This window comes from Streptomyces sp. LS1784 (genome assembly GCF_020103755.1).
GTDB lineage: Bacteria > Actinomycetota > Actinomycetes > Streptomycetales > Streptomycetaceae > Kitasatospora.
Genome location: NZ_JAHSQD010001207.1, coordinates 1 through 769, shown reverse-complemented (window position 1 = coordinate 769; position 769 = coordinate 1). Strand labels below are relative to the sequence as shown.

The window sequence follows — 769 nt, the reverse complement described above, 5'->3', positions numbered from 1 at the left end:
GCCGGGTGCCGCGGGCGGGCCGGGGGCGGGCGGGCTCGGTGCCGCGCCGCGCGGGCGGATCCTGGTGATCGAGGGCGGGTACGGCAACTCCGGCCGCCGTACCTGGGGCCGTGGCGGCCCGACCCAGGCACCGGTCCTCTCGGCGATGCTCGCCGCCGTCTCGCCGCAGGTGCTTCTCGCCGCGGACGCGGTGGACGCCGTCCACCTCCCCGGGGCCGGTGACCCGCACACCGTCCTCGCCCACCTGCGCGCCGCCTCCCGGCACCCCGGACCGCTGCTGATCCACCTGGGTGGCCACGTCGTCGCCGACAAGCGCGGCGGGCAGCTCCAACTGACCCTGCGCGACGCCAAGCAGGACGGCCTGCCCTGGCAGGCCATCGCCGCCGAGCTGAGCCACCGTCCGGCCGAGTGGCAGACCCTCGTCATCGCCGACCTGAGCGCCGACCAGAACGCCTGGCCGTACCTGCAGGGCACCGTCTCGCCGCTCAGCGAGGGCATCCCGCTGTGGGCGGTGGTCAGCCCGGACCCGGAGCAGATCGGCACCTTCACCCGCGCGCTGATCGAGGCGCTGCACGGTGGCCGGCCCGGCGCGGGCGAGGTGCTCGCGCCCGAGCAGCTGCGGCAGCAGGTGTACTCGGTGCTGCGGCCGGACGTGGTCATCCTGGCCACGCACGCCCCGGACCGCCCCGTCTTCCGCAACACCGCCCGTCGCGGCGAGGGCCCGTCGGCCGAGGTGCCGCCGGTGCCGGCCGCCGGTGCCGCGGCCTCC

Annotated in this window: 1 pseudogene; it reads left to right on the top strand. The window is 77.5% G+C overall.

Annotated features, from left to right (window positions below):
• A pseudogene (locus KS423_RS46565) lies at window positions 1-769 on the top strand (hypothetical protein); the annotation flags it as partial.